Origin of the sequence: Kocuria sp. CNJ-770 (genome assembly GCF_001942375.1) — a bacterium.
In the GTDB taxonomy this organism is placed as follows: domain Bacteria; phylum Actinomycetota; class Actinomycetes; order Actinomycetales; family Micrococcaceae; genus Kocuria; species Kocuria oceani.
This window is the reverse complement of record NZ_MKJW01000105.1, coordinates 1-23,113: the sequence shown is the minus strand read 5'-3', so window position 1 is coordinate 23,113 and position 23,113 is coordinate 1. Positions and strand designations below refer to the sequence as shown.

Below are 23,113 nucleotides of genomic sequence, written 5' to 3'. Positions count from 1 at the left end.
CGCGCTCAGCTGACGTAGCGGCGGGCGGCGCTGCTGCGCTGGGAGTCCTCCAGGGCCAGGAAGCGCCGCTCCACCCGCTCCGGGAGCGGGCGCCGCTCGCGCAGCACCCACGGCGCCCCGCGCAGCGCGTCGAGCAGGGCCAGGGCCGTCACCCGGTCCCGCGGCGCGCCGCCGACCACGTCGCGGGTGCGGCGCAGCGCGGCCCGCAGCGGCCGGCGCAGCCAGATGAACCACAGCGTGTTGCGCAGCCCGTGCCGGCGGCGCAGGTGCGGGTCCCGGACCGTCGAGGCCTGGTGGTGGACCACCACGTCGGGCAGGTGCACGAGCTCCCAGCCGGCGGTCGCGAGGTCCGCGGCCAGCAGCTCCTCCTCCCCGCCGAGCCACAGCCGCTCGCTGAAGCCGCCGACCTCCTGGAAGGCCGTGCGGCGCACCACGGAGGCACCTGCGAGGAAGCTGCCCAGCGCCGGGCCCGGCAGCCAGTCGGGGCCCTGCACGGGGGAGTGCAGCAGCTCCGCGTTGATCGCGTCCTCCCGGGCGCCGGGCTCCACCAGGATCCGGCCGGTGACCACGCCCAGCCGCGGATGGGCCGCCAGCGCGTCGGCGGCCCGGCGCAGGGACCCCGGCTCCCACCAGGTGTCGTCGTCGCAGAAGGCCACGAACGGGGTCCGCACCCGCTCCATGGCCACGTTGCGGCCCACCGCGCCGAGGTTCACCGGGCTCGCCACCAGCTCCGCCCAGGGGTGCTGCTGGCGGATCGCGTCGGCGGTCCCGTCCTGCGAGCCGTTGTCGACCACCACCACGTGCGGGCGCTCGGGCAGCTCGCGCAGCCGCGCCAGCGCCAGCAGCGCCTCGTCCCGGCGGTTGTAGGTGATCATCACCACCGCCACGCGCTCGTCGGGGCCGGGCCGGTCGCGGGGGTGGGGGGCGGTCTCGGGTCACGGGCTGTCCTCCGGGGCGGTGGAATCGGTGGCGGTCGGGTCGGTGCGGTGCGGGTCGGTGGTGGCCGGGGCGTGCAGCAGCGCCAGCGCGGCCTCGGTGGCGGGGGAGATGCGGCGGCGGGTCCGCAGGGCGGCCGGGACCCGGGGCAGGGCCCCCAGCACGCCGCGGCGCCCCGGCGCCCGGCGCGCAGGGCGTCCCGCAGCTCCCGGCCCACGGCGCGCCAGGGCCGGCGCATCAGCGCGGTGAGCACGCGGCTGCGCACGAGCTCGGTCCGGCGGCGGTCGCTGGTCTCCCGGTGCGGGGAGGGGTGGTGGTGGGCCCGGATCTCCGGGACGTAGGCCAGCCGCCAGCCGGCGTCGAAGAGGTCCAGGGCCACGCGCTCCTCCTCGCCGGGGAAGCGCACGACGTCGTCGAAGCCGCCGACCTCCAGGAACGCCGAGCGGCGCACGATCGCCCCGCACCCCACGAAGCCGAGCAGCGCGGGGCCCGGGCACCCCGGGGGGATGCCCAGCGGGGACGCCGCCAGCACGGCGTTGAGGGGGTCGGGACGCTCCTCGGGTCCCACGGCGATCGACCCGGCGAGCAGGCCGAGCCGGGGATGGGCGTCGAACACGGCGGACGCGCGGGCGAGCGCGCCGGGGGCCCACCAGGAGTCGTCGTCGGCGAAGGCCACGTAGGGGGTGCGGGCCAGGCGCACGCCCACGGTGCGGGCCACCGCGCCGACGTTGCGCGGCAGGGGCACGACCTGCACGTGCGGGTGCGCCGCGCGCACCGCCTCGACGGAGCCGTCCGTGGAGGCGTTGTCGACGACGATCACGGGCCCCTCGTGCCGTCCCAGGTGCTCGACGAGCTCCTCCCGCCGGTTGCGGGTGGCCACGACCACGGTGACGCGGTGCTGGGGGTCCGGGGCGTCCATCGGTTCCTCTCCGCTCGGGCCCGCCGCGCCCGGCGTCCGGGGCGGCGGCGCGTCCGCGTCGGGCGGGCGCGCCATCCCATCGTAGGGGTACGTCCTGCCGGGTCCCCCGGTGCGGCGCGTGACAGAATCGGAAGCACGTCCGGCATCCCGGTTACCACTGCGAAATACGGCGCGTCCATACTGCGGGTACAGACCGCCACGATCCCGAAAGGCGTGTGATCGCCCGACATGCCCGACCTGTTCGACCACTACGCCGCCGACATGTCCGGCGCGGCGGCCTACGACGAGATGTTCACCGGGGACCAGCGGTCCCGGCCCGGCTACGAGCAGGTCGGCGGCGTGCTGGGCGAGCTGTCGCTCAGCGACGTCAACACGCGCGCCGACTCGATGGCCCGGTCCTTCCTCGACCGCGGCGTGACCTTCGACTTCGCCGGGGAGGAGCGGCCCTTCCCCCTGGACATCGTCCCGCGCGTGCTCACCGCCGAGGAGTGGGACGTCATCGAGCGGGGCGTGAAGCAGCGGGTCCGGGCGCTGGAGTGCTTCCTCGACGACGTCTACGGGGAGCAGCGGGTGGTCGCCGACGGCATCGTGCCGCGGGCGCTGATCACCTCCTCCGCGCACTTCCACCGCGCGGTGTGGGGCTTCCGGCCGCCGGGCGGGGTGCGGATCCACGTGGCGGGCATCGACGTGGTGCGCGACCAGCAGGGGGTGTTCCGGGTGCTCGAGGACAACGTGCGCGTGCCTCCGGGGTCTCCTACGTGATCGAGAACCGGCGCGCCATGGCCAAGGGCCTGCCCGAGGCGTTCATGTCCCAGCCCATCCGTGCGGTGGAGGCCTATCCCCGGCACCTCTACCGGGCGCTGCGCGCCACCGCCCCCGAGGCGGCCGAGGACCCGGTGGTCGTGGTGCTCACCCCGGGCGTGTTCAACTCCGCCTACTTCGAGCACACCCTGCTGGCCGGGCTGATGGGCGTGGAGCTCGTGGAGGGCCGCGACCTCGTGGTGCGCGGGGACAAGGTCTACATGCGCACGACCGACGGCGAGCAGCGCGTGGACGTGATCTACAAGCGCATCGACGACGACTTCGTGGACCCCCTGCACTTCCGCTCCGACTCCGCGCTGGGCTGCTCCGGGCTGGTCAACGCGGCCCGGGCCGGCAACGTGACCATCGCCAACGCCATCGGCAACGGCGTGGCCGACGACAAGCTGACCTACTCCTACGTGCCCGAGCTGATCCGCTACTACCTCGACGAGGAGCCGGTGCTGCCCAACGTGGACACCTACCGGCTGGAGGAGGACGAGGCCCGCGCCTACGTCCTGGACCACCTGGACGAGCTCGTGGTCAAGCCCGTGGACGGCTCCGGCGGCAAGGGCCTGGTGATCGGCCCCCAGGCCACCGCGGCCGAGCTCGAGGAGCTGCGGGCCAAGGTGCTCGCCGACCCGCGCGGCTGGATCGCCCAGCCCGTGCTCCAGCTGTCCACCGTGCCGACGTTCGCGGACGGGGAGTTCAGCCCCCGCCACGTGGACCTGCGTCCCTTCGCGGTGAACAGCGGCGAGGACGTGTACGTGCTGCCCGGCGGGCTGACCCGCGTGGCGATGCAGAAGGGGTCGCTGATCGTGAACTCCTCCCAGGGCGGCGGCTCGAAGGACACCTGGGTGCTGGGCCAGCCCCAGACCCAGGACCTCGACCCGGGCCAGGCGCCGCCGCCGGACGTGGACTCCTCGGTGCACACCTGGCCGGTGTCCGCGTCCTGGCAGGACGAGGCGGACAGCGACCAGCAGCAGCAGCAGCAGCAGGGGCGGGCCGCCGCCCCCACGACCCGCCCCGGGAAGGAGTCCTCATGCTGAGCCGGATCGCCGAGTCCCTGTTCTGGATCGGGCGCTACGTCGAGCGCGCCGACGGCGTCGCCCGGATCCTGGACGTCCACCTCGAGCGCATCACCCAGCTGCCCGTGGGCGAGCAGGAGGCCGAGGTGCGGCGCATCATGGCGGTCATGGGCGTGGAACCCGCCGACGGGGACTACAGCGTCCGGTCGATGATCCACGAGCTCGCCTGGAACAGGGACTGCCTGACCTCGATCTCGGGCTCCCTGCACGCGGCCCGGGAGAACGCCCGCCGTGCCCGGGAGACCGTCTCCTCGGCCATGTGGGAGTCGCTGAACTCCACCTACTACGGCCTGGGCCAGCACCGCCGGGACGTGGTCGGGACCTTCCGCGTCTGCCACTGGACCGTGGAGCGGATGGCGACCGTGCGCGGGCAGGTGCAGATGACCATGTCCCACGACGAGTCGTGGATGTTCCTGTCCCTCGGCGCCGCGATCGAGCGGGCGGACATGACCTCGCGACTGCTGTGGACCCGCTCCACGTCCACCTCGGGCATGTCCTGGGTGTCGATCCTGCACTGCGCCGGGGCCTACGAGGCGTTCCTGCGCACCCGCTACGGGACGTTCAGCGACGAGTCGGCCACGCAGTTCCTGCTGCTGGACCGGCTCTTCCCGCGCTCCATCCTGCACGCCCTCACCACGGCCGAGGAGATCCTCGTGAACCTGGAGCCGGGCATCCAGCGGGTCGGGTTCAAGGACGACGCCCGGCGGATCATCGGCGAGGCGCGCACGGCCCTGGAGTTCCACCACGCGGAGGACCTCATCGCGGTGCTGCCCGAGCACCTGAACAACGTCCAGGCCGCGTGCGCGAGGGCGTCGGAGTCCGTGGGCGCCAAGTACTTCTCGCACGCCCTCGAGGCGTCCTGGTTCGGAGGCATGCTGTGACCCGGCTCAAGATCGACCACGTCACCCGTTACGACTACAACGACAGCGTCTCGAAGTCCTACAACGAGGCCCGGATGACGCCCATCACCGACGACGAGCAGATCGTCCTGGAGGCGGAGCTGACACTGAGCCCGGGCATCGCCACGGTCAGCAACTACCGGGACTACTGGGGCACCCGGGTGGCCGCCTTCGACATCCAGGGCCGGCACCGCCACCTGGAGATCCGCTCCTCCGCCACCGTCGAGGTCAACCGCCGCCCCGGGGACGAGGCCGCCGACGGCCTCAGCTGGGAGGAGCTGGCCGTGCCCGAGGTGCTGGACGCGGTGTCCGACCACGTCCCGCAGACCCCGCTGACGCGGATCGGGCCCGAGCTGGAGCGGGTCGCCGAGGAGATCCGCAAGGAGTCCGCGGATCCGGCCGCCGCGGCAGCGGCGATCTTCGCCGGGATCGCCACGCACATGCAGTACGTCCCGGGCGTCACCGGGGTGCACACCGACGCGGAGGCCGCCTGGCGGGAGGCGAAGGGCGTCTGCCAGGACCTCGCGCACGTGGCCATCGGGATGATGCGGCACATCGGGATCCCCGCCCGCTACGTCTCCGGCTATCTGCACCCGGACTACGAGGCCGGCATCGGACGCACCGTGCCCGGGGAGTCCCACGCCTGGGTCGAGTGGTGGAACGACCGGTGGTGCGCCTACGACCCGACCAACCACACCCGGCTGACCGACTTCCACGTCACGGTCGCCCGCGGCCGCGACTACACCGACGTCACCCCGCTCAAGGGCATGGTCACCGGCGGGGGCGGGACCTCCGGGCTCGACGTCACGGTCGAGGTCACCCAGACCGCCTGAGCACGACGCAGCCGCCCGTCCCCGGGAGGGCGGGCGGCTGCGTCGTCGTCGGTGCTACCGCTCGAAGCGGAAGTTCTTCGGCGCCACCGTCAGCCCGGACGCCGTGACCGTCAGACCCCGCGAGCGGTCGAGCTCGCGGTCCACGCCCACCTGCACGCCGGGGGGCACGACGACGTTCTTGTCCAGGATGCACCGATCGACCACCGCGCCCTCGCCCACCTGGACGTTGGGCAGCAGGACCGACTGGCTGACCGTGGCGTCGTTGTTGACCAGCACCTTGGGGGAGAGCACCGACTCGGAGACCCGGCCGCCGGTGACGAGCACCCCGGCGGAGAGGATCGAGTCGGTGGTCATGCCGCCCTCCCCGTGCGGGCCGCGCACGAGCTTGGCCGGCGGGGCCTGGAGCTCGTGCGTGTAGATCGGCCACGCGTAGTTGTAGAGGTTGAAGACCGGCAGCGGACGGATCAGGTCCATGTGCGAGTCGTAGTAGGAGTCCAGGGTGCCGACGTCGCGCCAGTACTGGCGGTCCCGGTCCGTGGAGCCGGGCACGTCGTTGTGCGTGAAGTCGTAGACGGCGGCCTCACCGCGGTCCGCGAACCACGGCATGATGTCCCCGCCCATGTCGTGCGCGGTGTCCTCCTTGCCCTCGTCCGCACGCAGCGCCTCGACGAGGGCATCGGTGTCGAAGACGTAGTTGCCCATCGAGGCCAAAAAGGCGTTGGGGTCGTCCGGCAGGGGCGCGGTGCTCTCCGGCTTCTCCACGAACCGGGTGATCTTCGTGACGTCCTGCGGGTCGGTCTCGATCACCCCGAAGGACGTGACCATCTCCATGGGCTGGCGCACGCCGGCCACCGTGGCCCGGGCGCCCGACTCCACGTGGAAGTCGACCATCGAGGAGAAGTCCATCCGGTAGACGTGGTCCGCGCCGACGACCACCACGATGTCCGGGCGGGCGTCGTCGACGAGGTTCAGCGACTGGAAGATCGCGTTGGCCGACCCCAGGAACCAGTCCTTGCCGCGGCGCTGCTGCGCGGGCACGGTGGCCACGTAGTTGCCCAGCTGGGTGGACAGCCGCCAGGTCTGGGAGACGTGCTGGTCCAGGGAGTGGGACTTGTACTGGGTCAGCACCACGACCTGCAGGTAGCCCGAGTTCACGATGTTGGACAGGGCGAAGTCGATGAGCCGGTAGCTGCCCCCGAAGGGCACCGCGGGCTTGGCGCGGTCCTCGGTCAGCGGCATGAGGCGTTTGCCCTCGCCTCCGGCCAGGACGATGGCGAGTACCTTCTTACGGTGGGGCATTGAGGACCTCTCTGACTTCGACGGCAACGGGCGCAACCTCTCCGCCTCGCGGTGCGGAACCACTCGACAGGCGCCTTCATTGTGTCTTAACACGCGGAATGCCGTGCGATCCCGGACACAGCCGTGCCGATGTGTCATCAGAACTGGGGATGTCGGCGTCCCACGGTGGCGTACCCGTGGCAACGCCGCGATCCTGCAGTACGCTCGGGACCGTGCGAGTCGATATCTTGTCCAAGGAGTTCCCGCCCGAGATCTACGGCGGCGCCGGAGTCCACGTGTCCGAGCTCTCGCGGGTCCTGGCCCCGCTGGTCGACCTGAGGGTGCGGTGCTTCGGTGCCCCGCGCGAGCCGCGGGTCAACGGCGTGGAGGTGCAGGCCTATCCGGTGCCCGCTGACCTCAGCGGCGCCAACGCCGCGATCCAGACCCTCGGCGTCGACCTCGCCATGATCGACGACATCGCCGGCGCGGACCTGGTCCACTCGCACACCTGGTACGCCAACATGGGCGGGCACCTGGCGTCGCTGATGTACGGGATCCCGCACGTGCTCTCCGCGCACTCGCTCGAGCCCCTCCGCCCGTGGAAGGCCGAGCAGCTCGGGGGCGGCTACGCGGTGTCCTCCTTCGTGGAGAAGACCGCCTACGAGGCCGCCGCCGCGATCATCGCCGTCTCCGACGGGATGCGCGACGACATCCTGCGCTCCTACCCCGATGTCGACCCCGAGCGCGTGCGGACCGTGCACAACGGCATCGACGTCAGCCAGTGGGTCCCGGACGAGGGCACGGACGTCCTCGAGTCCTACGGCATCGATCCCGCCAGGCCGTCGGTGGCGTTCGTGGGCCGGGTGACCCGGCAGAAGGGCGTGCCCTTCCTGCTGCGCGCCGCCGCCCAGCTGCCCGACGACGTCCAGCTCGTGCTGTGCGCCGGCGCGGCCGACACCCCGGAGCTCGGGGCCGAGGTCAACGCGCTGATCGACGAGCTCAAGGCCACCCGCTCCGGCGTGGTGCTCATCGAGAAGATGCTGCCCCGCCGGGAGATCGTGCAGATCCTCTCCGGGGCCACGGCCTTCGCCTGCCCCTCGGTCTACGAGCCGCTGGGCATCGTCAACCTCGAGGCCATGGCCTGCGGCACCGCCGTGGTCGCCTCGGCCACGGGCGGCATCCCCGAGGTCGTCGTCGAGGGCGAGACCGGCCGGCTGGTCCCGCTCGAGCAGGTCCAGGACGGCACCGGCACGCCCCTGGACCCGGAGAAGTTCGTGGCCGACTTCGCCGCCGCGCTCACCGACGTGGTCACCGACCCGGCGCGGGCCCGCGAGATGGGCGCGGCCGGACGCCGCCGCGCCGAGCAGCACTTCTCCTGGGAGTCGATCGCCGAGCGGACCGTGGAGGTCTACCGCTCGGTGCTGTGAGCCGCTCGGGCGGCCTCGGCGCCGCCGGCCCCGATGTGAACTGCGGGCCGGCCTGTGGTAGATTATTTCCTGTTGCGTTCAGGAAAGGACGGCCGGAAACGGTACGACGTTCCTCCTGGATCCACTCGCGCGGGTGGCGGAATAGGCAGACGCGCTAGCTTGAGGTGCTAGTCCTCGTATTAGAGGGTGGGGGTTCAAGTCCCCCCTCGCGCACAGGAATCGGGCGGTTCAGGCCCGGGACGGAAGCCCCGTCGTCGACAGGAACGAAGGTCCTGCCGACGACGGGGCTTTTGTCGTGTCCGTGGCCCGCACCGGGCAGCGTGCGCACGAGGACGGACCACTGACCCGGGCGATGCCGCGACGCGGCGCTTCTCAGGGGGCCGCCCGTGTCTCCACGGCCACGATCTCCCCGTCCGCCGGGTCAGGTCCCGGATCGGCGCGACCGGTGAGCCCGGTGATCGCCTCGGAGGTGGCGTTCACCGTGGCCCGGGCCGTGTGCGAGGTGGTGGAAGGGGAGATGATCGCCACGCCGGCCACCAGGACGCAGGCGCCCACGGCGACGAAGCCGCGGCGTCGGCGGCCGGCGATGATCAGCAGCCCGGCGACGGCCAGGATGGATCCGGTGGCGGCCAGCAGGACGGGGAGGGCAGGCTCGAAGACCGGCAGGATCATCGGGTGCCGCCTGCGGGGTGGAGGCGCGAGCAGGGGGAAGCGGGCATGGGGTACCTCCGGGGAAGGAGAGGCCGATGGGGGAAGGAATGGTGAGCGCGGGACCGTGGTGCTCACCGGACACCATTATCGGTGGCTGGGAGCCGGAAACCGGCGCGGCGCGCCCCGGTCCGGACCACGCCGCGACGGACGACGTGGCGGGCTCTGCTGCCGCAGCTCGCACGCCGGCTGCCGGGGCAGCGCGTGGATCACCGGCCCGGCCACCCGGGAGACTCCGGGCAGGCGCATGTCGGTGAGCTCCATGATCCACGCCGCCACCAGCGGGTCGCGCAGCACACCCTGGGAGGTGGACACCCCGTCGCCGGCCAACCCGTAGAGGATCGGCAGCCCCTTCTCGAACCCCTCGCTGGCCGGAGTGATCTGCGCCAGGGCCCGCACCGGTGGACGAGCCCTGGTTCGCCCACCGGTGCACGGTGTTCACCGGCGCCGCGGCCTCCTCCGCGGGCAGCACGACATGGGGTTGCCGGGCGACCTCGGCGGGTCCTCGTGGGCGCCGCGTGCGCGGCGGCGCCGCGTTCGACGGGCGCGACGGGCCACCGGCTCCGGCCGGGGAGCCGTCGTGAAGGGAGCCGGTCAGTGCGCGCCGCGTGCGCGGAGGCCGCGGCTGCGCACCCAGGAGCCGACGACCACGCCCGCCAGCGCCCACAGTGCGCCGGCACCCACCCCGGCGAGCACGATCCAGAAGGGCACACGGAGCTCCTCGGCAAGAGGAGCCTGGTGGCGGGCCGGAGCGGTCACGTTCTTCCTCATGTGCGTCATGCGGGCATGATGGCACGCACCGCGCGGGTGTTCCAGACGCGACCGGTCTGTGACCGGGGCTGCCGTGGTTGCGACCCGGCCCGGGTGCGCGGTGCCCCGGACCCGGAGCCGACGGGACGGCCCCGGCGACGTCGACCGCAGCCGCGGCCGGCGTTCCCCGGTCCTCGTGAGCGGCGGCCGGGTGAACGGTGAAACCGCGCCGTCCCGGTTCCTGTGGGGCCGCGGAGCGGCGGGGCTTCGTGCGGGTGGAGCCGTGCTCAGCCCTCGCAGGCCACTCCGTCGCCGTCGCGGTCCAGCTTGGGCGCGTAGCCCGGGGAGCCGACATGGAGCGGGGCCGCACCGGCGGCCCTGGCCTCCGTGCAGTTCGCGAACCCGACGGCCGGTGCTGCCGGGACCGGTTCGGGCTCCGGGGCCGGAGCGACCGGGGCCGGAGCCGCCGGGGCCGGCTCCGGGGCGACCGGCGCGGGTGCCGCCGGGGCGGGCTCCGGCTCCGGGGCCTCCTGCGCCGGCTCGGGGGCGTCCACGACCGGCTCCGGAACCGTGGCGGCGAGGTCGGCGAGGACCGCGCCGGTGGGGAGCTCCTGGCCGGCGCAGCCGGCGAGCACCTCGGTCATCGCGGTCTTCTCCGGGGCGGTGACCCACAGCTCGTACTTGGCCTTCACCGCGATCTGGACGGCGACGAACTCGCACCGGAAGTCCACGTTCGGCGGCAGCCACGCATCGGCGGCCTTGTCGGACTTCGCCTGGTTGGTCGGCCCGTCCACCGCCAGCAGGTTCAGCGGGTCGTTGGCCAGCTCCACCCGCTCGTCCGCCGTCAGGTTCCGAGCCCCCGTGATCCAGGCGTTGCCGAGTGAGACCACGTGGTCGATCTGCACGTCGGAGGAGGTGGCCGGGCCGCGCACGAAGTCGATGGTGGTGGCGGTGTAGGGGTCAGGGTCCAGGACCCCGGAGTCGACGGTGCACCCGTCGGCGGAGACGACGTCGTCGAGGTCGCGGTTGAGGATCTCCTGACGGGTGTCCTCGCAGTCGCCGTCCGCGTCGATCCACCCGCCGAACAGTCCCTCGCGGTCGTAGTCGGACATGGTGCCGCGGGCCGCGACCGTCAGTCCGTTCAGCGCGGTCAGCGCCTCGGAGGAGGCAGCCGCCGATGCGGTGGCCGCCGTCGGCTCGGTCGGAGCGGAGGCGGTCTCGGCGGGAGTGCTGGGGGTCGTGGGCGTGGTGGTCGTGCTCCCGGTGGCGGCGGAGTCTGCGCCGGCGTCGGCCACGGAACTGGAGCACCCGGTGAGCAGGGCCAGGGCCATGGCCGCCGAGGTCCAGGCCGCGGCGGTGCGGGCGCGTGAGCGGAAGGGGAGGGTGTAGGTCATGTCGCTCCAGGGGGGAGGGCGTCGGGTGCCACGGGGATCGGGCGTGGCCGGCGCGGGGGATCGAGACGTTCTCATCTTCCTACCGGTCGGTCACCAATGCGAACGCGCGCCCGATGTGACGCCCCCGCCCCGTGCCTGCCACGTGCGCCGGGACGACGGGAGCCGGCCGGCTCCAGCGGCCGTCCGGCCCACCCGGGACAGCGGCACCCGTCCCGGCCGCGCACCGGAGATCAGCACCGTTCGATCCTGTGGTCCCTTGCGGCCGGATGCACACAGGGAGCGAGGGGACACCCGCTGCGCGGAAGTCGGGGAGCCGGTGGCCCGCGCGGGACGCACGATGCCGCTGACTGGCCGGCAGGAGCCCCGGGCCGCCGCCGGCGCCCGTCCTGGCAGTAGCATCGTGGAAGGTTGCCCACGAGATCCTGGAGACGAGGTGTGGTGATGGACAGGTCCCACCCGGAGTGCTGGTTGACGGACATGGACGGGGTGCTGGTCCACGAGGACCAGGCCCTTCCCGGCGCTGCGGACTTCCTGCAGAGACTCGTCGACCGGGAGCGCCGCTTCCTGGTGCTCACCAACAACTCCATCTACACCCCCCGCGACCTCGCGGCCCGGCTGGCGAAGAGCGGCCTGACCGTTCCCGAGGAGTCGATCTGGACCTCGGCGCTGGCCACCGCGGGGTTCCTCGCCGACCAGGTCCCGGGTGGGTCGGCGTACGTGGTCGGTGAGGCGGGCCTGACCACCGCGCTGTACGAGGTGGGCTACACCCTCACCGATGTCAGCCCCGACTACGTGGTCCTGGGGGAGACCCGGACGTACTCGTTCGAGGCCATCACCAAGGCGATCCGGCTGATCGAGTCGGGCTCACGCTTCATCGCGACCAACCCGGACTCCACGGGTCCCTCGGCGGAGGGGCCGCTGCCGGCGACCGGGGCGGTCGCGGCCCTGATCACCCGGGCCACCGGGGCCGTTCCGTACTTCGTGGGCAAGCCCAATCCGATGATGTTCCGCAGCGCGATGAACCGGATCGAGGCCCACTCCGAGACCACGGTGATGATCGGTGACCGGATGGACACCGACGTCGTCGCGGGCATCGAAGCCGGACTCGAGACCATCCTGGTGCTCAGCGGCTCCACCCGGGCGGCGGACGTCACTAGGTACCCGTACCGCCCGGGGCGGGTGCTGGACTCGATCGCCGACGTCATCGATCTCGTCTGACACGGCGCCGCGGCGCGGTCGAGCGTGCCGCGCCGACCCACCCGGACGGCCAGCCCGCAGAGCGAGCCCGCCTGCAGCGGATCCAGGCGTCGGCTGCGCGGGGTGCCGGTCATGGGTCCATCATCCGCCGCCGGCGCCGGGAGGTCACCACGCACCCGGGCCCGGAGCAGGTCCAGGGCGACCCCCGACGAGGACGCCGAGGTCGATGAAGTGCCCGTTCCGGGTGAACAGCGCCAGCACCGCTCCGGCGGCCGCGCCGAACGCCGCGCCGCGCACGATGTGCCGCCCGGCGGGCACCCCGGGAAAGTCCATGGCGGGTCAGACTCCCCGGGGAGTCCCCGGCACCGGCGGCGGTGGCAGCCGGCTCAGGCGGACCAGGGTGAGGACCGCCGGGATCGCCAGGCCCCCGAGCAGCAGGAACCCGAACAGTCCGAGGAACCACGCCATGAGCAGCAGCGGGGCCGCGGCGAGCAGCGACAGGACGGCGAGCACGGTCGCCGCGGTGCGGCGCCGGGTCGAGACCGGTGCCCGGCGCAGCACCGGGGCCTCGACGACGAGCTGGGCGATGATCAGCACCGGCAGGACCAGCAGCGGCAGGGCGAGGACGAGCGCCTCGAGAGCGGCGATGCTGTCGTCGGGCACGGCGACTCCGTTCCGGGTGGGGCTCAGTCGCCGTCGGCGCCCGGCTCGCGGTCCTCCCCGCGGGGACGGGGCGGGACGTCACGCTGTTGACGACGGGTGCGCAGGAGGATCGTGACGACCAGGCCGATCAGGCCCAGGCTCACCAGGACGAACAGCACGATGCCGGCCGGTGAGCCGGGCTCGACGAGGTCGGTGGCGGCGGGAACGACGATGCTCATCCTCCGAATCTACTGCGGCGCCGCCGCAGAGGCACCACGATCAGCGGCCGCCGGGGACCGTGGCGTCGACCTCCAGCGGCCGGATGACGTGGTCGGGGCGGGGGACCACGGCGCGGCCGAGCACCAGGGCGTTCGTCAGCCCGTGGGTCAGCCGGTGCCGCAGCGGCACGAAGCCGGCCGCCCCGTAGAAGGCCAGCAGCTCGTCGAAGCCCTCCCGCGGATCGGCGGGCACCGGCCGCAGCACCACCCAGGTGCTGCCGGCCGCACGTGCGGCGTCCAGGAACTGCTCGAGCAGCGCCGTCCCGACGCCGTGGCCGCGGTGCGAACGGGCCACGACGAGGGTGTCGAGGTAGCTGCACCGCCACTCCAGCGCCGGCTCCGGCTCCACGACGAAGCTCTGCCAGGTCGCCGAGGCGTGGTTGCCGTGGCACAGCCCGACGACGTCCCCGTGCGCGACCGCGACCGTGGTGGTGTCCCGCCACGCCGTGAACCGCGCGCGGGACAGCTCCCGGCCCCGGGCGACCCGCCGGTAGAGCTCGGCGGCGGCGGGGTAATCGTCGGCGGTGGCGGGGCGGACGTCGATGCCGGGGGAGGACATGGGGCGATCGTAGCGGCACCGGCAGCTGACCTGTAGGGGGCATCGAGTCCTGCGGGCGGCCCGGGAGCGCGGGTCAGGGTTCGAGCGGTCGTGGGCACCGGGACACCTGCGTGCTCCCCGTGGTGGGACGCCGAGTGTGCCCTCGTGGGGGTCTCGTCCCCCTCGCGGCAGGCCGACGAGCCGACGCGGACCGCAGCAGCCGCGGCCAGGTGTGCTCCGCGCCCGGACGCGGACCAGGGCCCCGAGACGTGCACTAGGCCGGGCTCCGGACCGATGGAGTGGTCCAGCGCGGCAGGTGGAGCCCGATGCGGGGTGCAGCACGTCCCGGCCGCACTTCCTGCCGCCCGGACGGGTCGACGATCGGGATCGTGGAGTCGTGACGGAGCGGCGTGGGTCAGGGCTGGCTGATCCAGGCCAGTGCCGCGGTGCGCTCGTCGAGACGGAACCGGCGCGTGGGGACGTGGAGCAGGTCGGTGGTCCACTCGGAGAGCTTCGCCTCCCAGTCGACGTCGGTGACCACCGCCAGGCGCTCGAGCCTCTTGAGGTAGCCGGCGGACTTCAGGTCCAGCCACAGCGCCCTCGGGGAGATGTCGGCGAGGTCGATGTCGCCCCGGACGGCGACCATCCGCACGCTGTCGTGCTCGCGGACGACCTCGTCGAGGACCGCACGCATGCGCTGCATGTCCTCGGCGGTGACCCCGCCGTCGGCGGTGATCGTGACGATGTTGGTGCCGGACTGCACCGTGGTCTCCAGCATGGCCGGCTCTCCTCCTGGGTCGCGGCGGAGCGGATCTGCGGCTTCCAGGCTAGGACCGGTGGTGCCGGCACTCAACAGGTCGCCGGGCCGTGACACCCCGGGGGTGTCAGGACCCCCTGGGGAGGATCGATCCCGGCGGGGTCAGCGGCGAGGATCGCCTGCCGCGCCCCGCCGCCCACCGGTGCGGGCGCGGACATTCCGGTCGATCGTGAGGCGCCGGCCGGCGGGCACGCGGACGTGCGGGCCGTGGCCCGGGGCCAGGACGTCGAAGTCCACCCCCGACAGCAGCGCGCGGGCCGCCGTCCCGGCGTCGTCGAGGTCGTGGTGGAAGGGCTCCGGCAACAGGTGCGGCACCCCGCTCGCCGTGGTCGTCCGGTGCCCGGTGACCACGGCGTCCCCGGCGGCCAGGATCCCGGTGTCCCCGACCAGGTAGGCGGTGTGCCCGGAGGTGTGGCCCGAGGTGGCCACCGGCCGCGGGGAACGGGGCAGGTCCAGCACCTCGGTGGCCTCGTTGAACGGGGTCAGGGCGGTGCCTTCGACGGTGACATCCTTCAGGCCGCCGGCACGCAGGGCGTGGAGGCACCACGTCGCCCAGCCGAGGGAGGTGACCGCCCGGGGCAGGGACTCCCTCGGGCCGATCTGCTCGCGGGCCGTACCGGTGAGGTTCGGGACCTCGGCGGCCGCGCAGTGCACCGGGACGCCGGCGGCGATGTAGCGGTCCAGGGTGCCGATGTGGTCCCCGTGGGCGTGGGTGACGACCACGGCCTCGGGCAGACCGGTGGCGCCGGCGGCGTCGATGGAGGCCTCCACGAGGTCCCGGTCGCCGGGGACGCTCCGGTGCGCGACGTGTGTGGCGGACACGGAGGACAGTCGGTGCTCTGAGTCTCCCGTCGCCGCTGCGACGGTCGGCCCTCCGCAGGACCGTCGGCTGAGCCGGTCCACGGGCCGCATCGCCTCCCGCGTCCGGGCCGGCAAGCCCAGGACGAGACCGAGGAGCTGCTCGTTGCGGCCGTCCGGACGACCGCCTGCATCGAGCCCGCGGCGATCGCTCTCCCCGTGCTGGTTCTGACCCGGGCTCAGACCGTACGCCGCAGGGCGAGCACCGTGGAGTCGTCGTCGAGACCGGCGGACCTGGCGTAGCCGGTGCACCGCTCGACCAGCTCGGCGGCCGTGGCCGCCGTGGCGTTGGCCGCCGCGGCGCTCGCGATCGCCTCGTCGATGTCGGCGAAGTAGTCGAGGAACCCGTCGGAGACCACCAACAGGGTCTCGCCGGCCTCCAGCACCGTGGTGTGGATCCGCCACTGCGTCCCGGGCACTGCGCCCAGTGGAGGCCCTGAGGTTTCCAGGCGCCTGTGGGCACCATCAGGCCCCAGCACGAGGGCCAGGCCGTGACCGGCGTCCACGTACTCGAGCACCCCGGTCGTGGAGGACAGGCGGGCGGTGAACACGGTGACGAAGGCTCCGGCCTCCTCCAGCAGCGGGTCCAGGGCCCCGGTGGCACGGGCGATCGCCTGGGCCGGCTCGTTGTACTGGAAGGTCCCGCGCAGCACCGCGCGCACCGAGGCGGAGAGCAGCGCCGCCGGGATGCCCTTGCCCATCACGTCGGCCAGCGTCAGCTGCAGCAGGTCCCCGTTGCGGAACCAGTCGTAGAAGTCCCCGCCGATCGACTGCGCGGCGGTGCACCGCCCGGCGATCTCCCACCCCGGCAGCGCCGGATCGGTCTTGGGCATGAGCATCTGCTGGATCTGCTCGGCGCGGTCGAGCTCTCCCTGGGCGGCGAGCTCGCGCTCCACCCACTCGGCCAGCTCGGCCAGCACGCGCTGCTCCCGGTCACTGAGCTGCCGGGGGTGATGGTCGACCAGGCACAGCGAGCCCACCGCCTCCCCACCGGGGGCGTGCAGCGGCTGACCGGCGTAGAAGCGCACCGGCGGATCGGTGGTCACGAACGGATTGCCGCGGAACAGCTCCTCGGTGGTCGCGTCCGGCACGATCAGCGGCGCGTCACGGGCGACGGTGTGATTGCACAGGGAATCGGTGCGCGGGGTGTGCACGAGTCCCGGCAACCCGGCTTCGGCCTTGGTGAACTGGCGGTCGGTGTCGATCAGGTTGACCGCGGCGGCCGCCACCTGGAAGACCTCCCGCGCGATGCGGACGACACGGTCGTAGCGCTCTTCCCGTGGTGTGTCCAAGATCTTGAGGTCGTGGAGGGCCGCGACCCGCGCCTGCTCCTGGTGATCGATGTGCGTCTGCATACGATCCACGCTACCGATCGATGTCGCGCGTGCCACGTCGCCACGTCGACGGTCTGCCTCGCGACCGGGTCCCAGCGACGTCTGTGCGCCGACGCTGGGCCGCACGGCCCAGGCGCTGCGCGGGCCGGTGTGCGACCTGCGCCGAGGGCCGCACACGTGGCCAGGACGACTCGCTGACGGACGGGCCCGCCTTGCGCTGCTCTCGTGCTGATGGGAGGGCGCCTGGCCACCATGTGGCACTTGCGGTAACGTGTCCGGCCCTGCAGTTCGGACACAGTCTGTGTGGGCCGGAGGTGATCCTCTCGCAATCCAAGGGATGCGAGACGTCTCATCCGAAAAATTTGCGCCCGCATGTTTCCGGGGACCTGAGTGTCTCGCATCCTTGTGCTTTATCCATGCCCCTAGACTTGGATACTCAACGTCAGTTGCGAGACAGATGAGGTGGACGTGGGGAAGTTAATCGGGTATGCCAGGGTGTCGACGCGTCAGCAGGACGCCGACCGTCAAGTGGCTGACCTCCTGCATGCCGGGGTGCGGCGCGATGACCTCTATGTCGACAGTGGAGTGTCTGGAGGTCGTGCGTCGCGTCCACAGTTCGACCGGGCGGTCGCTGCGCTCGAAGAGGGTGACACGTTAGTCATCACCACGTTGGACCGGTTGGGGCGGTCGACGCAGAACATGCTGACCTTCGCCGAAGCTCTACGAGGCGGGGGCGCCGGTCTGCGGGTGCTCAACCTCGGTGGGGGAGACGTGGACACCGCGACTCCGATGGGCTCAATGGTCTTCACCGTCATGGCGGCCCTGGCGCAGATGGAGCTGGAGATCAAGCGGGAGCGGATCACCGACTCGGTGGCCAAACGTCGGGCTGCCGGCAAGGACCTCGGCGGGCGGCGCCAGACCTTCACCGATTCCCAGATCCGCAACGCACTGCGGCTGATCGAGGGCGGTGAGCCGGCCACCCAAGTGGCCAAGGATCTCGGCATGTCCCGGGCCACCCTCTACCGGCGGATCCGGGAGCTGCCGCTGGCGACGACAACCTGAGGCCGCCGGTGCCTGTGGGCATCGTGATGCACATGCCGTACACCGGATTTTGTTGATCGACGCCCACTGAGAGATGGAGAAGGACCTGCTGAAGCTGTGCCTGGGGGCCACCGAGGTCTGATCGGGACGCGACACGGGGGTGCATCCACCACCGGCGCCCCGAAGCGGGCCATGGTGCTTGTGACCGTCCGCGCACTGCGGGGGACCGACGAGAGCAAGGAGTGCACCGTGGAGAACTACGAGTGGGAGCGCGGTGACCGCGTGCAGGTGAAGCTGACCGGACACGTCGTGGAGCTGCTCAGCGATCCCGGAACCACCGATGCCGCGAACCATCTGATCAGCACCGCCGCGGAGCCGAACGCGATGTTCGTCCGGGCCCTGGACGTCGAGACCCGGCAGATCCACATGTACCTGGTCGACGACCTGCACCACCTCAGCTGACGGCAGGCCGAAGGGCCCGTCACCGGATTGCCGGCGGCGGGCCCTTCACTGCCGTCGTGCTCGGATCGGCTTCAACCGTGGAAGGCCGGCCACAGACCGGCACCTAAGCGGACCTCAAGACGGGCGATTGTATAGCCGTCGGGTCAGGCGTGAGCGTCGAGGGCACGGGTAGAGCGCGGTGTGGTCGACTCTGGCGATCGCACCGACCTCGAGCAGCGTCCGGTGGTCCATGGCGCCCCGGAGGTTGAGGGCGAACAGCCGCACACGGGGACTGTCCCTGTTGCGTGGGCGTACCGGGACTGTCGCTCTACCGGTCACTGCCTGCGAGAGTGATGCTGCAATAGGGGTTCCTGTCCCGGGGCAGTGCGAAGAGCTTCGGGAGGCTCAGCGGTGGCCGCGCCCGCGGCCGCCAGAGCGCCGGCGGCTGGGCGAGGAGGGCTGGTGCTTGCGCCCGGTGTGGCTGGAGCGGCCAGCCGGCTCCGGGTCGAGCAGGTGCTCGGCGCCGGCCAGCAGCGTGGCAGCTGCCAGCAGCACCCCGCCGTCGTTGCCCAGCAAGAAATCCGAATCCAGCACGAGCATGGAGCGCTTGGCCTCCAGGTCGTTGGTGACCCCGACGGTGAACCCGGCGGCGGCCGCGGTCGCCGGGACGGTCTCGACGCGCTCCACCGCGGTGACCTCCACCTCGGGCAGCTCCTGTCCGGTGAGCCGGTACTCCTCCAGCACCTGGCGGCCCAGCGTCAGCAGCGTGGAGATCAGGGTGTTCGAGCTGACCCGTGCGTCCTGCGATACGGCGACCGCCAGGCGCGCGCGGGTACCGGCGGCGGTCATGCGGACCTGGGCGGCGACGGCGAAGGAGTCGACGACCGGAAGGTTCTCGACGGCAGGGCAGGGCGCGGCAGCGTTCAAGGGGGCTCCAAGGGAGAGTGGTGGGGACGAGGCCAGACTCTCACACGCCCCGAGGCGGCACCCAGGCAAGGGCGTGGCAGGGCGGGCACATGACGTGGATCAGCTGCCCGGAAGGTGCAGGCAGTCCCTATTCCCGCGCACGTTGCATTAGGGATTCCCACCAAGGGTCAGGGCGTGGTCGCGTCGCGCAGGTGGTGTGTGGCGTAGGTCTTCATTGCTGTCGCCAGCCAGCCGGGGAGGGCGGGGTCAATGTCAGCGATCCAGGCCCGTTGCTCCTCGTCGTTGAGGTAGAGATCGGCCAGGGCACGGTAGGCCGCAGCATGGGGTTCCCAGTACCGGGCGATGGCCCCGTGGTGCTTTTCGACGAGTTCTTGGGCGTCCTGGTCATCGGGTGGCACCTGGTGTTGCATGAGTTCGGCCATACGGTGGAGCAGGGCCCGGTTCTCGGCGGCTGCTTGTTCGTAGTCGGTCATTTCCCAGCCGTCGGTGGCGGTGTCGACGGCGGTGAAGGCGTCCTCGACGACTGGACCGTGGGCAGCTTCGAGCCGGTGCTTCAGGCGGGAACGGTCGTGGTGGAGGCCGCGGAAGAAGTCCGCAGGTTCCATGGTGTGGGCGCCGGTGAGGTCGGTGATCGTGGCCTCGATGGTTTCGATCACGGTGCCCAGACGGTGTTGTTCGGCGAGGATCTGTGCGCGCTGGGCGCGCAGGGCGGTGATCTCGTTGACCTGCCCGTCGATCACTTGCCCGATCTGCCCCAGCGGCACACCCACTTCGCGCAGCAACAGAATGCGCTGCAGACGCAGCAGTTGCTCCCGGCCGTACCAACGGTAGCCATTGGCCCCGATCTCAGCCGGTGCCAGGAGCCCGATGGCGTCGTAGTGGCGCAGGGTCCGGGCGCTGATCCCGGCCATGGTGGCGAGCTGGCTGATGGAGTAGCGCACGCTCCACCGTATCGCCTTGACCTTCTCGTAGCGTCAACTTCTACCGTGAAAGCCATGGCACTGACGATCAATAACGCGAGGATTTTCGACGGCACCACTATGAGCGCCCATGACACGGTGCGCGTGGTGGACGGGCGCATCGAAGCAGTAGGGGCCTCTGGGCTGGTGGCCGCCGGGGACATCGTGGTGGAGGCCGGTGGGGCCACGCTGCTGCCCGGGCTCATCGATGCGCACCTGCACCTGCTGCCCGGGACCGCCCACCAGGCGGTGACGTTCGGGGTGACCACCGGGATCGACCAGTTCAGCAAACCTGAGGTGATCACCCCGGTCCTGGCCCGCAACCACCGACCGGAGGTGGCGCAGATCAGGACCTCGAGCATCGGGGCGACCGCCCCAGGTGGGCATCCCACGATGGCCTACGCACCTTTTCCCTACGTCACCGGACCCTCAGACGCCGCGGCCTTCGTCGCCGACCGCAGGGGAGAGGGTGCGACCCATCTGAAGGTCTTCTACGACGACGGTTCGACCGCCCCGATGCGCATGCCCTCCTTGGATCTGCCCACGGTGGCCGCCCTGGTCCGGGCCGCCCACACGGGCGGGATGCTGGTGGTCGCCCACGTCACCAGTGCCGCGGCCGCCGTCGACGTCGTGGCCCAGGGCGTCGACGTCCTCGCCCACGTGCCGTTCGAGCCGTTGAACGAGGCCCAGCTGGAGGTCTTGGCCGCATCCCGGATACCGGTGATCGCCACGCTGGGCATCGCCGACGGCTTCCCGGGCCCGGACGGCACCATGCCGCTACTGGGCCAGTCGCGCCTGGCTTCGCGCCTGGGATCGGGATGGACCGGGATGCTCCAGCGCCAGGGGAAGCGGTGGATGCCCCCAGGGGCGCCCGACTTCGCCGCCGCCAGGCGCAACGTGGGGGCACTGCACGCCCGGGGGGTGCCGATCCTGGCCGGCACCGATGCCCCCAACCCGGGTCTGGTCCACGGGGCGAGCCTGCACCGGGAACTCCAGCATCTCGTGGCCGCCGGGCTGAGCCCGCTGGACGCACTGGCCGCGGCGACCTCCGGCCCGGCGGCCGCCTTCGGCCTTCAGGACCGCGGGGTGATCCGCCCGGGGGCACGGGCCGATCTCGTCCTCGTGGCCGGGCGCCCGGATGAAGGCATCACCGCCACCCAGGACATCACCGCCGTATGGAAACAGGGTGTGGCAGTGGATCTGGACGGGTATCGGGGCAGCCTTGAGGAGGAGACCGACCTGGCGGCACTGCAGGCCACCAACGAGAAGATCATCACCGCCATCCACCAGGTGTGGCCGCAGTTCACCTCCTGACCGCGACACTCGACCAGCCCCAGCGGACCGATCGAGAAACCGCCAATGAACCCTGTTGCAGTTGGGGTTCGTTGGTGGGCACTTGATTCCCGTGTGAGCGCGTTGCCCGTAGCATCGAGTGCGCTCCTTTTGGGTCACTGGGCGGCATACTCGACCCATGGATGAATCGATGCCGGTGGCCGAGTTCGCGGCACCCGGACCGTTGCGGGACCGGCTCGTCCAGCTGATCCGGTCCGGCACGAAGACAGGCACATCGTCGCTGCTGGGTGACTACGAAGCCAAGGGCCAGCCCCTGCCGCGCCTCGGCGAATGTCAGGCCCTCATGGACTCCACCGGGCGGGTGGTTGCCACCTTGGAGATCACCGAGGTGGCCACGATGCGATTGGCCGAGGTGCCCTGGGAGCACGTGCTGGCCGAGGGCGAGGGGCACCGCAGCGTGTCCCAGTGGCGGGAGGCTCACGAGGTGTTCTGGACGGCCACGCCGCCGGAGGCGTGTGCCGAGGCCCCAGTGCGGGACTTGGACGACGACACGCTTGTGGTGCTGGAGCGATTCCGGCTCCTGCAGGACTAGCGGAAGTACCCTCATCGGCGGCCTCAGAGCCGCATGATTCCTGGATCAGACCCGTTGCAGTTGGGGTTCTGAAGCGACACCAGAGGTTCTGCGCGCTGTGGTGCCGCGCACGCATGGTCGACTGGGGACATGTTCGATCCGCCTGACCCGATCGCCGGGGCGTGGCCTCGGCACACCGACCGATGCCTGCTGCGCCCCGTACAGGATGCCGACCTGGAGGCGATGCTCGTCTACCGGGGTGACCCGCACGTCACCGAGCACTTGGGCCATGCCCCGCTGTCGCGCGATGGGGTGCAGGAGCGCATTCAGTCTCGCTTGTCCGGGCAGGATCCGGTGCCGGGGTGGTTCGTGCGCGGGGTGGCGGTCCTCCTAGAGGGTCGGATGATCGGGGATGCCACGCTGCGTCTCCAGCCGGGTCCTGAGGAGCAGTCCTGGCAGTTGTGGGTCGGGTACGCACTGCGACCGGAGGTGTGGGGGCGCGGTCTGGCGACCGAGGTGGTCACCGAGCTCGTCGACATCGGCGAGGAGCTGGGCCTGCCGGTCTGGGCGGAGACGTTCGCGGAGAACGTCACTTCGCAGCGGGTCCTCGAGAAAGCAGGGCTGGAACTCGTGGAGGAGGTCCTAGCCGAGGGCAGGCTGTGCCGGGTCTTCCGAAAGCGTTGACGTTCTTGTCCTGTGGTGCGGCAGCCTGGTCACGATATGCCTCCGGCCTCGAACAGGCTGCCTCAACGGCCGTAGCACCGACCCATGCCGCGGTTTACCTAGCTGTAAGAGGGCGTGACGTTATTGACTCGGGCCGGGGTGCGTGAGGCCGGGGGCTGATCGCCGCAGGCGGTGTGGGGCCGATGGTAATTGAAGTGATTCACCCAGACCGCGATGGCGTCCCGGCGGGCCTGCTCGCTGGCGTAGGGGCGGACGTAGAGCACCTCGTCGGCCAGCAGCCGGTTGAACCGTTCGACCTTCCCGTTGTGCCGGGGCGTGTAGGGGCGGATGCGCTGGTGCCGGCCGGCGAGGGCCTCCACGGTGCGGGTGAAGTCGCGGGCCTTGTAGTTGGCGCCGTTGTCGGTGACCACCCGGTGCAGCCGGGTGATGCCGTGGGCGGCGAAGAACGCCCGGGCTCGGCAGAAGAATCCGATCGTCGTCACCGCCTTCTCATCGGCCAGAGC

Annotated in this window: 26 protein-coding genes, 1 tRNA gene and 1 pseudogene; 11 read left to right on the top strand and 17 right to left on the bottom strand. The window is 71.8% G+C overall.

All coding sequences use genetic code 11. The features are described from left to right. Positions 1–5: 5 nt before the first annotated feature. Positions 6–875 (bottom strand): glycosyltransferase family 2 protein, encoded by an 870-nt coding sequence (locus tag BJF77_RS12160; RefSeq protein ID WP_255396245.1) that lies wholly within the window; start codon positions 873–875, stop codon positions 6–8. Next, positions 875–1,855 carry a glycosyltransferase family 2 protein gene (locus BJF77_RS12155; protein ID WP_075872322.1) on the bottom strand — a complete coding sequence of 327 codons (981 nt, stop codon included), beginning with the start codon at positions 1,853–1,855 and terminating at the stop codon, positions 875–877. Before BJF77_RS12155 ends, BJF77_RS12160 begins: the two co-directional genes overlap by 1 nt. 228 nt (positions 1,856–2,083) lie before the next feature. Here BJF77_RS12155 and BJF77_RS12150 point away from each other — a divergent pair. From BJF77_RS12150 to BJF77_RS12140, 3 genes and pseudogenes are all read left to right on the top strand, one after another. Beyond that, positions 2,084–3,702, top strand: a pseudogene (locus BJF77_RS12150) (circularly permuted type 2 ATP-grasp protein). Then, positions 3,696–4,622, top strand: a complete 927-nt coding sequence (locus BJF77_RS12145) for an alpha-E domain-containing protein (protein ID WP_075872321.1) — start codon at positions 3,696–3,698, stop codon at positions 4,620–4,622. The pseudogene BJF77_RS12150 and the gene BJF77_RS12145 overlap by 7 nt, the downstream one beginning before the upstream one ends. Next, positions 4,619–5,473, top strand: a complete 855-nt coding sequence (locus BJF77_RS12140) for a transglutaminase family protein (RefSeq protein WP_075872320.1) — start codon at positions 4,619–4,621, stop codon at positions 5,471–5,473. The genes BJF77_RS12145 and BJF77_RS12140 overlap by 4 nt, the downstream gene beginning before the upstream one ends. A gap of 54 nt (positions 5,474–5,527) precedes the next feature. Here BJF77_RS12140 and glgC read toward each other — a convergent pair whose 3' ends face one another. Then, positions 5,528–6,772 carry a glucose-1-phosphate adenylyltransferase gene (gene glgC, locus BJF77_RS12135; protein WP_075872319.1) on the bottom strand — a complete coding sequence of 415 codons (1,245 nt, stop codon included), beginning with the start codon at positions 6,770–6,772 and terminating at the stop codon, positions 5,528–5,530. A gap of 212 nt (positions 6,773–6,984) precedes the next feature. On the opposite strand from glgC, the gene glgA reads away from it, so the two are divergent. Both glgA and BJF77_RS12125 read left to right on the top strand, forming a co-directional pair. Beyond that, on the top strand, positions 6,985–8,178 hold the full coding sequence (glgA, locus tag BJF77_RS12130; RefSeq protein ID WP_075872318.1) for a glycogen synthase: 1,194 nt from the start codon (positions 6,985–6,987) through the stop codon (positions 8,176–8,178). Positions 8,179–8,305: 127 nt separating this feature from the next. Next, a tRNA-Leu gene (locus BJF77_RS12125) sits at positions 8,306–8,391 on the top strand. A gap of 159 nt (positions 8,392–8,550) precedes the next feature. Here BJF77_RS12125 and BJF77_RS12120 read toward each other — a convergent pair. From BJF77_RS12120 to BJF77_RS22370, 4 genes are all read right to left on the bottom strand, one after another. Further along, positions 8,551–8,850, bottom strand: a complete 300-nt coding sequence (locus BJF77_RS12120; protein ID WP_075872317.1) for a hypothetical protein — start codon at positions 8,848–8,850, stop codon at positions 8,551–8,553. 123 nt (positions 8,851–8,973) lie between these two features. Beyond that, positions 8,974–9,285 (bottom strand): hypothetical protein, encoded by a 312-nt coding sequence (locus BJF77_RS12115; RefSeq protein ID WP_075872316.1) that lies wholly within the window; start codon positions 9,283–9,285, stop codon positions 8,974–8,976. 195 nt (positions 9,286–9,480) lie between these two features. After that, the gene (locus BJF77_RS20110; RefSeq protein ID WP_139318556.1) at positions 9,481–9,666 is read right to left on the bottom strand and encodes a hypothetical protein; all 186 of its coding nucleotides are present in this window, start codon (positions 9,664–9,666) and stop codon (positions 9,481–9,483) included. A gap of 257 nt (positions 9,667–9,923) precedes the next feature. Beyond that, positions 9,924–11,030, bottom strand: a complete 1,107-nt coding sequence (locus BJF77_RS22370; RefSeq protein ID WP_075872315.1) for an excalibur calcium-binding domain-containing protein — start codon at positions 11,028–11,030, stop codon at positions 9,924–9,926. A 441-nt stretch (positions 11,031–11,471) separates the two neighbouring features. Here BJF77_RS22370 and BJF77_RS12105 point away from each other — a divergent pair, with 441 nt between their 5' ends. Further along, on the top strand, positions 11,472–12,248 hold the full coding sequence (locus tag BJF77_RS12105) for an HAD-IIA family hydrolase (RefSeq protein ID WP_075872329.1): 777 nt from the start codon (positions 11,472–11,474) through the stop codon (positions 12,246–12,248). 144 nt (positions 12,249–12,392) lie between these two features. Here the strand turns inward: BJF77_RS12105 and BJF77_RS20585 are convergent, their stop codons facing one another. The 7 genes from BJF77_RS20585 to BJF77_RS12075 all read right to left on the bottom strand — a co-directional run bounded on the left by BJF77_RS20585 (position 12,393) and on the right by BJF77_RS12075 (position 16,715). Next, positions 12,393–12,560 carry a hypothetical protein gene (locus BJF77_RS20585; RefSeq protein WP_158041255.1) on the bottom strand — a complete coding sequence of 56 codons (168 nt, stop codon included), beginning with the start codon at positions 12,558–12,560 and terminating at the stop codon, positions 12,393–12,395. A gap of 6 nt (positions 12,561–12,566) precedes the next feature. Further along, positions 12,567–12,890, bottom strand: a complete 324-nt coding sequence (locus BJF77_RS12100) for a hypothetical protein (protein ID WP_075872314.1) — start codon at positions 12,888–12,890, stop codon at positions 12,567–12,569. A 23-nt stretch (positions 12,891–12,913) separates the two neighbouring features. Next, on the bottom strand, positions 12,914–13,108 hold the full coding sequence (locus BJF77_RS12095; protein ID WP_075872313.1) for a hypothetical protein: 195 nt from the start codon (positions 13,106–13,108) through the stop codon (positions 12,914–12,916). Positions 13,109–13,148: 40 nt separating this feature from the next. After that, on the bottom strand, positions 13,149–13,706 hold the full coding sequence (locus BJF77_RS12090) for a GNAT family N-acetyltransferase (RefSeq protein WP_075872312.1): 558 nt from the start codon (positions 13,704–13,706) through the stop codon (positions 13,149–13,151). A gap of 394 nt (positions 13,707–14,100) precedes the next feature. Continuing rightward, complete coding sequence (locus BJF77_RS12085; RefSeq protein WP_075872311.1) at positions 14,101–14,463, bottom strand: STAS/SEC14 domain-containing protein; 363 nt, start codon at positions 14,461–14,463, stop codon at positions 14,101–14,103. A 141-nt stretch (positions 14,464–14,604) separates the two neighbouring features. Beyond that, a complete protein-coding gene (locus BJF77_RS12080) occupies positions 14,605–15,324 on the bottom strand; it encodes an MBL fold metallo-hydrolase (RefSeq protein WP_075872310.1) in 720 nt (239 codons plus the stop codon). Between the two features lie 215 nt (positions 15,325–15,539). Beyond that, positions 15,540–16,715 carry a PP2C family protein-serine/threonine phosphatase gene (locus tag BJF77_RS12075; RefSeq protein WP_075872309.1) on the bottom strand — a complete coding sequence of 392 codons (1,176 nt, stop codon included), beginning with the start codon at positions 16,713–16,715 and terminating at the stop codon, positions 15,540–15,542. A gap of 447 nt (positions 16,716–17,162) precedes the next feature. On the opposite strand from BJF77_RS12075, the gene BJF77_RS12070 reads away from it, so the two are divergent. After that, positions 17,163–17,756 carry a recombinase family protein gene (locus BJF77_RS12070; RefSeq protein WP_075872308.1) on the top strand — a complete coding sequence of 198 codons (594 nt, stop codon included), beginning with the start codon at positions 17,163–17,165 and terminating at the stop codon, positions 17,754–17,756. A gap of 171 nt (positions 17,757–17,927) precedes the next feature. Continuing rightward, positions 17,928–18,197 carry a hypothetical protein gene (locus BJF77_RS12065; RefSeq protein ID WP_139318555.1) on the top strand — a complete coding sequence of 90 codons (270 nt, stop codon included), beginning with the start codon at positions 17,928–17,930 and terminating at the stop codon, positions 18,195–18,197. 384 nt (positions 18,198–18,581) lie between these two features. On the opposite strand, the gene BJF77_RS12060 is transcribed toward BJF77_RS12065, so the two are convergent. Further along, positions 18,582–19,103 carry a hypothetical protein gene (locus BJF77_RS12060; RefSeq protein WP_075872306.1) on the bottom strand — a complete coding sequence of 174 codons (522 nt, stop codon included), beginning with the start codon at positions 19,101–19,103 and terminating at the stop codon, positions 18,582–18,584. A 167-nt stretch (positions 19,104–19,270) separates the two neighbouring features. After that, complete coding sequence (locus BJF77_RS12055; RefSeq protein ID WP_075872305.1) at positions 19,271–20,044, bottom strand: MerR family transcriptional regulator; 774 nt, start codon at positions 20,042–20,044, stop codon at positions 19,271–19,273. A gap of 54 nt (positions 20,045–20,098) precedes the next feature. On the opposite strand from BJF77_RS12055, the gene BJF77_RS12050 reads away from it, so the two are divergent. From BJF77_RS12050 to BJF77_RS12040, 3 genes are all read left to right on the top strand, one after another. Then, on the top strand, positions 20,099–21,376 hold the full coding sequence (locus BJF77_RS12050) for an amidohydrolase family protein (RefSeq protein ID WP_075872304.1): 1,278 nt from the start codon (positions 20,099–20,101) through the stop codon (positions 21,374–21,376). 157 nt (positions 21,377–21,533) lie between these two features. After that, positions 21,534–21,947 (top strand): ASCH domain-containing protein, encoded by a 414-nt coding sequence (locus tag BJF77_RS12045; protein ID WP_075872303.1) that lies wholly within the window; start codon positions 21,534–21,536, stop codon positions 21,945–21,947. A 129-nt stretch (positions 21,948–22,076) separates the two neighbouring features. Next, entirely contained in the window at positions 22,077–22,610 is a 534-nt protein-coding gene (locus BJF77_RS12040; RefSeq protein ID WP_075872302.1) for a GNAT family N-acetyltransferase, read from the top strand. A 98-nt stretch (positions 22,611–22,708) separates the two neighbouring features. Here BJF77_RS12040 and BJF77_RS12035 read toward each other — a convergent pair. Next, positions 22,709–23,113, bottom strand: a 405-nt coding sequence (locus BJF77_RS12035; RefSeq protein ID WP_139318554.1) for an integrase core domain-containing protein, incomplete at its 5' end; no start/stop codon positions are given.